Genomic DNA, 8,178 nt, shown 5'->3' with positions numbered 1-8,178 from the left:
CGACGTGGCGGACCCGGCGACCCACGCTGCCCTGCGGGGCGCGGCGGTGCTGTTCGCGATGTGGCCTCCCGGCACGGCGGTCAGCGACCTGGGGCGGCTGTTCACGGCGGCGCGGGAGGCCGGGGTGCGCCGGGTGGTCTTCCTGTCCATCCTGGGAGCCGAGCGCCTGCCCTTCTTGCCCCACCGCCAGATCGAACGGAGGCTGGAGGCGTCGGGGCTGGACGCCGTGCTGCTGCGCTCAGGCTATTTCATGCAGAACCTGAGCGGCATCCACGCGCCGGAGGTGCGCCGGGGCGAGCTGTTCATCCCCTCCGGCGAGGGCCGCACCAGCGTGGTGGACGTGCGCGACGTGGCCGCCGTCGCCGGGCGCGAACTGGCCCGTCCGCTGGCGGCCCCGGCGGTCCGCGCCTGGAGCCTGACCGGGCCGCAGGCGCTGACCTTCACCGAGATGGGCCACCTGCTGGGGGTGGCGCTCGGCCGCCCGGTGCGGCACACCAGCCCGGGCCCCGTCGCCTTCGTGCGGACCGTGACCGGATGGGGCGTCCCGCGTGGCCTGGCCCTGTTCATGCTCGCGGAATACACCGTGGCCCGCCTGGGCCTCGCCGCCCGGCGGACCGGGGACGTGGAGGCCGCGCTGGGCCGCCCGCCTATTTCCTTCGCCCGCTTTGCCGAGGACCACCGGGAGGTCTGGCTGTAGGGACAGGGCTCAGGCCGAAGGACAGGGCTCAGGCCGAAGCGCGGACAGTCAGGGGGCCTTCCTCCCCGCCGCTGCCCGCGTTCAAGAACGGCAGCTCGTCCAGCACCGCCAGGGCCTCGCGGACCACCGCCGGGTCGAACTGCCGACCGGCTTGGGCGGCGAGTTCGGCCAGCGCCGCGTCCCTGGGCCACGCGGCCTTGTAGGCGCGGCGGTGCGTCAGGGCGTCGTACACGTCCGCCACCGCCACGATGCGGGCCACCAGCGGGATGTCCTCGCCCACGAGGCCGCACGGGTAGCCCTGGCCGTTCCAGTGTTCATGGTGGTTGTGGGCGATGGTTTCGGCCATCTGCAGCAGGCGGCTGTGGCCTCCCGCCAGGATGCGGGCCCCGATCACGGTGTGGCGCTGCATCTGGCAGTATTCCCCGGGCGTCAGCGGCCCCGGCTTGAGCAGAATGCTGTCGGGAATCCCGATCTTGCCCACGTCGTGGAGCCGCGCGGCCACCCGCAGCAGTTCGACCTCCTCCGGCGGCAGGCCCAGCCGCGCCCCGATGGCCGCCGAGAGCTGGCCCACCCGCTGGGTGTGGTCCCCGGTGGTGTCGTCGCGGTACTCGGCCGCCATCGCCAGCCGGGTGACCACCTCGATCTGCGCGAGTTCCAGGCTGTGGGTCCGGTCACGCACCTCGGCCTCGGCGCTGGCGCGGGCTTCCTCGGCAGAGACCATCCGCAGGCGGTTGAGTTCGGCCTGATGCTGCGCCCGCTCCACCTCGAAGCGGGCAGTCATGCCCTGCACCCGCACNGGTGACCACCTCGATCTGCGCGAGTTCCAGGCTGTGGGTCCGGTCACGCACCTCGGCCTCGGCGCTGGCGCGGGCTTCCTCGGCAGAGACCATCCGCAGGCGGTTGAGTTCGGCCTGATGCTGCGCCCGCTCCACCTCGAAGCGGGCAGTCATGCCCTGCACCCGCACCTCGACCTCGGCGTTCAGCAGGCCGCGCTCGCGCCCGTACAGCTGTTCCAGCGCCCGGAGGGCCTGCTCGGTCTGCCCCAGCCGTCCGTGCAGCTGGTACAGGCCGCGCAGCGCGTCGCACCCCGCCTTGGGCCGCCCGATCTCGTCGGCCAGCCGCAGCGCCCGCTCAAAGGCGCCGGTGGCCTCGGCCAGCGCCTCCTGCCGCACGTGCGCCTCTGCCAGATGCAGCAGCACGCCGAGCTGTCCCTCGACGTCCCCGGTCTCCACGGCGATCTGCTCGGCCTCGCCCAGGATCTGCAGCGCCTCGCCCACCCGGTCCCAGGCCAGCAGGACGCGGGCGAGGCCGTCCAGCGCCGACAGCTCTCCGTAACGGTTCTGGACCGTCCGCGCCAGCTCCAGCGCCCTGGCGTAATGCTGGTGCGCGTCGGTGAGGCGGCCAAGTTCAAGGTCCACCCCCGCCATGTTCAGGACGGCAATGGACTCCGCGCTCTGGTTCCCGCACTTGCAGGCCAGGGACAGGGCCTCCACGAAGTAGCCGTAGGCCTTGCCCAGCTCGCGCAGGTCCTGATACAGGTTGCCGATGTTCAGCAGCAGGCTGCCCCGCACCCGCAGCACCGACCCGTCGGCGTCCGGCAGGCTGGTCGAGAGGGTGTAGGCCGAGGTCAGGCAGCCCAGGGCCTCCGGGTACTCGCCCGCCGTGGTGAGCAGGGTGCCCATGTTGCCCAGGGTCTTGACCTGCCCCAGCACCTCTCCCCGGTCCTGGTAGGAGCCCAGCACCCTGTCCAGTTCGGCCAGCGCCTGGCGTGGCTCGCCCGTCGCGTGGTACGTGGCCGCCAGCAGATTGCGGATCTCGACCTCCCGGTCGGCGGAGGGGGTCAGGGCCAGCGCCGCCTGGGCATGGTCGTGGGCGCCGGGCCACTCGCCCATATCGGTCAGCAGCCCGGCCAGCCGGTAGTGGGTGTCCGCCTCTTCGCCGTGCCGCTGCAGGTCCCCGTACAGCTGCAGGGCCAGCTCATAGTGCCCGCGGGCCGCCGCGTACTCCTCCCGGTCGCCCTCCAGACGGCCGAGCCGGGCCGCGGCGTCGGCCACCTCCAGCAGCGTTCCCCCAGCCTGGGCGCTGAGAAGCGCTTGCCGTGCGGTTGCATAAGCCTGATCCCTGCCCACACCGCTCAGGGTAGCGGACGCTCGTCTCAGGACTCTTACAGCGCACGACCGCCCAGCCGCCTGCGGTCGGAAACGGCGAGGCGGCCGGGCACTCAGGAGGCGCGGCGGTTACAGCACGTCTTCGAGGAACGCCTCGAGGTTCAGCAGGCCCTTCTTGCCCAGCCTGTCCTTGTAGGGGGCGTTCATGCCGTTGTTGTAGACGTCGTGGGCCTTCTCGGCCATCTTCTTGGTGATGTCCTTGAGGGGCACGCCCGTGCCCTGCGCGAGGGCCAGGGCCAGCCCGCCCACGGCCATCGGGGTGGCCATCGACGTGCCGCTCCACGACACCAGCATGCCGTCGGGGCCAGGGGTGTAGACATTCTCACCCAGGGCGACCATCTCGAGGTTGGGGCTGTAGTTGGAAAAAGGCGACTTGAGCCAGCCGGTGCTGACGCTGCCCACGCTCAGGCTGCGCTCGCCCGCGCCGCCGGAGGCCATGTCCTGGGCGGGGTAGGCGATCCTGGGCCGGTTGTCGTTCCCCGCCGCCGCCACCACCAGGACGCCGCGCTCGGTTGCCCGCTTGACCGCGTCTTGCACGGTGGGCGAGCGCTGGTCGCTGCCCAGGCTGAGGTTGATGATCTGCGCTCCCCTGGCCACCGCCCAGTCGATGGCCTGCGCCACGTGCAGCACGTCCCCGGAGCCGTCCGGCCCCAGCACCCGCAGCGGCAGGATGGTCGCCCGGGGCGCGACCTGCAGCACGATCCCCGCCACCCCCGTACCGTGGCCGTAGCCGCCCTCGCCCAGCACGCCTTCCTCGTCGGGGGAGGCGTCTGCCGAGTGGAAGTCGCGCCATTCCTCGGCCGGGGCCAGCGACCCGGCAAAGGCCGGATGCTCCAGGTCCACACCGGTGTCGATCACGGCGACCTTGACCCCCTGCCCCAGCTTGGGCGCCAGGGCGTGCGCCTGTTCCAGCCGGATGGTCTGGAAGTTCAGGGAATTCTCGGGAATCAGGTCGTACTGCCCCCGGATCCAGATGGACCGGCCCTCGGCCGTCCAGCCTCCCAGGTCGCCCCGGATCCAGATGGACCGGCCCTGCACCGTGGCGGTCATGCCCGCCGAGAAGACCCCCAGGTTGCTCTCGGGAGTCCCTGCCAGGTTCAGCGCCCGCAGCCCCGAGCCGCTCGCCTGCGCCGCCGAGAGGCCCAGCACGGCGTAGCCCTGGCCCTCGCCGAACATCAGCACCGGGGCGCCGTAGGCAGCCTCCACCTGTTCACGGGTGACCCCGGCAGCGACGGGAACCTGCATGACGTGGCTGGGCCGGGCCGCCGCCTGGGGCGCGGTGGCCGCAGGCTCCTGCTGCGAGCAACCAGCCAGGGCCAGCGCGGAGAGGACCAGCAGAGCGGTGGGAGAGCCTCTAACCATAACAACCTCCGTGAGAATCGACCGGGAAAGTCAATCTGCTTCTCAGAATCCTAACCCGGCGGGTCCGGGTCTGGGAGTGCGCCGCGCCTTCAGGCTCCGGGGGGAGCCGTGGGGGGGAGAGCCAGCACTCCGCCTCCGGGTACGGCGGCGACGGGAACGGGCGCATAATCGGGGGCAGCACAATCAGGAGCAGTTTCCCCCCCACTGCACGGTAGCAGGCCACCTGTGATCACGCGGCGCACATGTGGCCACAAACCTGCGGCCCTGCTCATCCCGCCCACACCGGGGGAGAGCAGGTGGGCTATCAGCAGGACGGCCCGTCAGCCTCCCACATGGACCCTCGGGCGCCGGGTCACGTCGGGCTCGGCCACGCGCAGCACCTCGTGGGTGAGCGGCGGAATGTCGCCCTCGCCCGCGAGGAGAAAGCGCAGGGCGTTCTGGGCGGGGCCCTTCTCGCTCCACTCGAAGTAGACGTGGGGGGGTGCCCCGGTGTGGTCGCGCATCCACAGCAGCACGGCGGCGAGCGTGTTGGGCACGCTGCTGCCCCGCGCCCGCAGGACGGCGTGCGGCCCCACCCGGACCCCGCACACCGGGACCGCCGCGCTGAACTCGCTCGCGTCGGTGACCGCCACCTCCAGAAAGAGGGCCGCGTCTCCGGGCGCGAGGTGGTGTTCCAGCCGCACCTCCAGCGCCTTGAGGCGGTATTCCTCGGCGTCGCCCGCGTTCAGGCGGTTGGCGATCAGGCGCAGCGGCAGGCCCCGCGCGACCACGTCCCGGACCATCCGCTGCGCTTCCCCGTCGAGCACCACGCTCTGCACCCGCAGCTCGGTGCTGCGCTGCACGCGGGACGCCGCGCTGACCAGCACGATGGCGAGGACGAACAGCAGGGCGATCCACAGCCCCTCGGGGCGGTCGCGCACGGTCACGGCGCTGGTGTAGATGAACAGGACGCTGATCAGCGCGAAGACGACCGCCGCCCCCCGGTGCCCCCGCCGCCGCTCGGTCAGGAAGACCGCGATCGCCGCCGAGGTCATCAGCGCCAGCACGCCCGTCGCGTAGGCCCCCGCCTGCGCGTCCACGTCGGCGCGGAACAGGGCCGTGACCACGGCGCTGACCCCGGTAAACAGCACCACCAGCGGCCGGGTCGCCCGCGTCCAGTCGGGCGCCATGCCGTAGCGCGGCAGGTAGCGCGGCACGATGTTGAGCAGCCCCGCCATCGCCGACGCGCCCGCGAACCACAGGATCAGGATGGTGGCGAGGTCGTACACGCTGCCGAAGCCGTCGCCCAGCCGTTCGTGCGCGAGGTAGGCCAGGGCGCGGCCGTTGGCCTTGCCGGGGGGCGTCTGCACGGTCACGCTGGCAGCCCCGCCCTGCGGCGTCACGGTCACCGTGAAGGGCACCCGGCCCCCCACCGTGTCCACGTCCAGCGTGTAGGTCCCGGTGCGCCCGGCAGGGAGCGTCAGCGCGTGGACCTCGCGCGGGCGGGTGGGGTGGTCGAGCGGCACATTCGCCACCGCGCGGCCCGAGCGCAGGTCCGCCGTGCTCACGGTCTTGGTGACCGTGGTCGCCGCCCAGAACTCGTGGCGGGGGATCAGCAGGGTGGTCACTAGACTGGAGCCCAGCAGCATCACGCTCATGACCAGTGCGGCGGTGGTCAGCAGCTTGCGGGTGTTGCGGATGCGGCCGAGCGGTTTCTCCGGCCGGTCTCCCGCCTCGCCGCGCACCAGCGGCATCACGACCACGCCCGTCTCGAAGCCCGAGAGCCCCAGCGCCAGCGCCGGAAAGACCAGCAGCGCGGCGCCCGCCAGCGCCAGCGGCGAGAGGTGGGCGCCGCCCAGTGTCCCCCACCACCCGCCCAGCAGCTCGGGCCGGGCCAGCACCTCCGCCAGCCCGTGCCCCACGACCACCAGGCTGAGCCCCAGGTAGACGGCCACGATGCCCACCGCCAGCCCGACGGCTTCCCTGAACCCCTTGAGGAACACGGCCCCCAGCAGGGCCAGCAGCCCCAGCGTCACCGCGACCCGCTGTCCTTCCAGCAGGTCCCGCAAGAGCGGCGTTTCCAGCAGGTGCGCGGTGGCGTCGGCGGCCGAGAGCGTGATGGTGATGATGAAGCCGGTGGCGACGAAGCCCAGCAGCGAGAGCACCAGCAACTTGCCCGGCCAGTAGGCCAGCAGCCGTTCGAGCATCGACAGGCTGCCGTCCCCGTGCGGACTCTCGCCCGCGACCCGGCGGTACATGGGCAGGGCGCCGAAGAGGGTGACGAGCACCAGCACCAGCGTCGCGACCGGGGCCAGCGCCCCCGCCGCCAGCGCTGCGATGCCCGGCTGGTAGCCCAGCGTGGAGAAGTAATCCACCCCGGTCAGGCACATCACCTTCCACCAGGGCTGGGTGCGGTGGTCCTGCCGGACCTCCTCCTCGCCCTCGTAAAAGCCTTCCGGCCCGGGCGTGTCGGTCTCCAGAAACCAGCGCCGGAAAGCGCCGGAGGGGGCAGGCAGGGGGTTCATCGCGGGGAGTGTAGGCTCCCGCTGCCCCGCCGCCCACTGGCCAGGTGGCCAGGTGGCCAGGACCGGGGACACAGGGCACAGGACCGGGGGCACAGGACCGGGGGCACAGGACACAGGACCGGGGCGCACACGTTCCGGCCCCGTTTCCCCCCTCCCGCCCCGCGTGAGACTTTTGTCGGACCCCCCCGCCTAGCCTGGGGGGCATGACTGTTCCCGCCTCTGCCTCCGCCCCCACGGAACCCGCCTCACGCCTGCACGACCGGGCGCAGACCGCCGAAGTCATCGTCTCGCTGACCCGCCTCGCGCTGGGGGCCGGGGACCTCGCAGCGGGGGTGACCCCGACCCTGGAGCAGCTTGTGCGGGAGACGGCCGCCGTGGGCTCGGCCTACTTCCAGACGGGCGGCGGGACGCTGAACTACCACGTCCGGGCAGCCACGGGCGAGATGCCGTCGACCGAGGGCATGGCCGCCGTCGCCGCGCACGGCCTGCCTGCCCAGACGCCGCTGCTGCGGGCGCTGGAGGGCACTCACGGCCCGCTGTTCTTCGACGACACCGCCCGCGACCCGCGCACGGCGGGCTTTCCGGAGCTGGGCGTCGCCAGCCTCGCGGCGGCCCCGGTGCGCCGGGGAGACGGGCACCTGCTGGGCGCCTTCCTGATGCACACCTTTGAGCCCCACGTGTGGCAACCGGGCGAGGCCGCGCTGTTCAGCCTGATCTCGGGCACCATCGCCTCGCTCGCCGGGCGCCTCGCCGCCGAGGAGCAGGCCAGCGAGGCCCGCGAGGCCGCCCTGCGGGCGCTGGGGCTGGCGCTGGAGGCCCGCGACGGCGAGACCCAGGGCCACACCGACCGGGTCACGGCCCTGGCCCTGCGCTTCGCCGCCGCCCAGGGCTGGAGCGAGGAAGACCAGCAGGCCCTGAAGTGGGGCGCGTACCTGCACGACATCGGCAAGATCGCCATTCCCGACGCGGTGCTGCTCAAGCCCGGCCGCTTCACCCCGGAAGAGTGGCTCACCATGCGCTCGCACGTGCAAGCCGGGGTCGCCTTTGCCGGGGCGCTGACCTTTCTGCCGCCGGGAGCACTCGCCGTGATCGCCGACCACCACGAGCGCTGGGACGGGTCAGGCTACCCGGCAGGCAAGGCCGGGGAGGCCATCAGCCCCGGCGGGCGCCTCTTTGCCCTGTGCGACGTGTACGACGCCCTGACCAGCTCCCGCCCCTACAAGGCGGCCTGGCCCCACGGGGAGGCGGTGGCCGAACTGCGGGCCCAGGCCGGGCGCCAGTTCGATCCGGCCTATGTGGAGGCGTTCATCGCCGTGCTGGCCGGGGGGACGCTGGGGACGCTGGGGACGGCGCGGTGAACGGCGGCTGAGGAGCTGAGCGGGGGGGGCCAGGACCCTACGGCACCACCCGCCGCGCCCGCCCGTCCCCGGCGCCGAGCGTGGCGTCC

Annotated in this window: 6 protein-coding genes; 2 read left to right on the top strand and 4 right to left on the bottom strand. The window is 72.8% G+C overall.

Features of this window, described 5'->3' with window-relative positions:
• Positions 1-697: NmrA family NAD(P)-binding protein (locus QOL99_RS12470; RefSeq protein WP_285524244.1), on the top strand; the 697-nt coding region annotated here is incomplete at its 5' end.
• A 28-nt stretch (positions 698-725) separates the two neighbouring features.
• On the opposite strand, the gene QOL99_RS12465 is transcribed toward QOL99_RS12470, so the two are convergent.
• The 4 genes from QOL99_RS12465 to QOL99_RS12450 all read right to left on the bottom strand — a co-directional run bounded on the left by QOL99_RS12465 (position 726) and on the right by QOL99_RS12450 (position 6,731).
• Positions 726-1,478, bottom strand: coding sequence for an HD-GYP domain-containing protein (locus QOL99_RS12465; RefSeq protein ID WP_285524243.1), 753 nt, complete (start codon positions 1,476-1,478; stop codon positions 726-728).
• Positions 1,369-2,124 carry a tetratricopeptide repeat protein gene (locus QOL99_RS17995; RefSeq protein ID WP_456318858.1) on the bottom strand — a complete coding sequence of 252 codons (756 nt, stop codon included), beginning with the start codon at positions 2,122-2,124 and terminating at the stop codon, positions 1,369-1,371. The genes QOL99_RS12465 and QOL99_RS17995 overlap by 110 nt, the downstream gene beginning before the upstream one ends.
• 810 nt (positions 2,125-2,934) lie before the next feature.
• Complete coding sequence (locus QOL99_RS12455; RefSeq protein WP_285524240.1) at positions 2,935-4,227, bottom strand: S8 family serine peptidase; 1,293 nt, start codon at positions 4,225-4,227, stop codon at positions 2,935-2,937.
• A 320-nt stretch (positions 4,228-4,547) separates the two neighbouring features.
• On the bottom strand, positions 4,548-6,731 hold the full coding sequence (locus tag QOL99_RS12450) for an APC family permease (RefSeq protein WP_285524238.1): 2,184 nt from the start codon (positions 6,729-6,731) through the stop codon (positions 4,548-4,550).
• Between the two features lie 203 nt (positions 6,732-6,934).
• Here QOL99_RS12450 and QOL99_RS12445 point away from each other — a divergent pair, with 203 nt between their 5' ends.
• Entirely contained in the window at positions 6,935-8,089 is a 1,155-nt protein-coding gene (locus QOL99_RS12445; RefSeq protein WP_285524236.1) for an HD-GYP domain-containing protein, read from the top strand.
• Positions 8,090-8,178 lie beyond the last annotated feature (89 nt).

Origin of the sequence: Deinococcus rhizophilus (assembly GCF_030271215.1) — a bacterium.
GTDB classification, from domain to species: Bacteria; Deinococcota; Deinococci; order Deinococcales; family Deinococcaceae; genus Deinococcus; species Deinococcus rhizophilus.
Note: the sequence above shows the minus strand (reverse complement) of the source record. Positions and strands in the feature narration are given on the sequence as shown.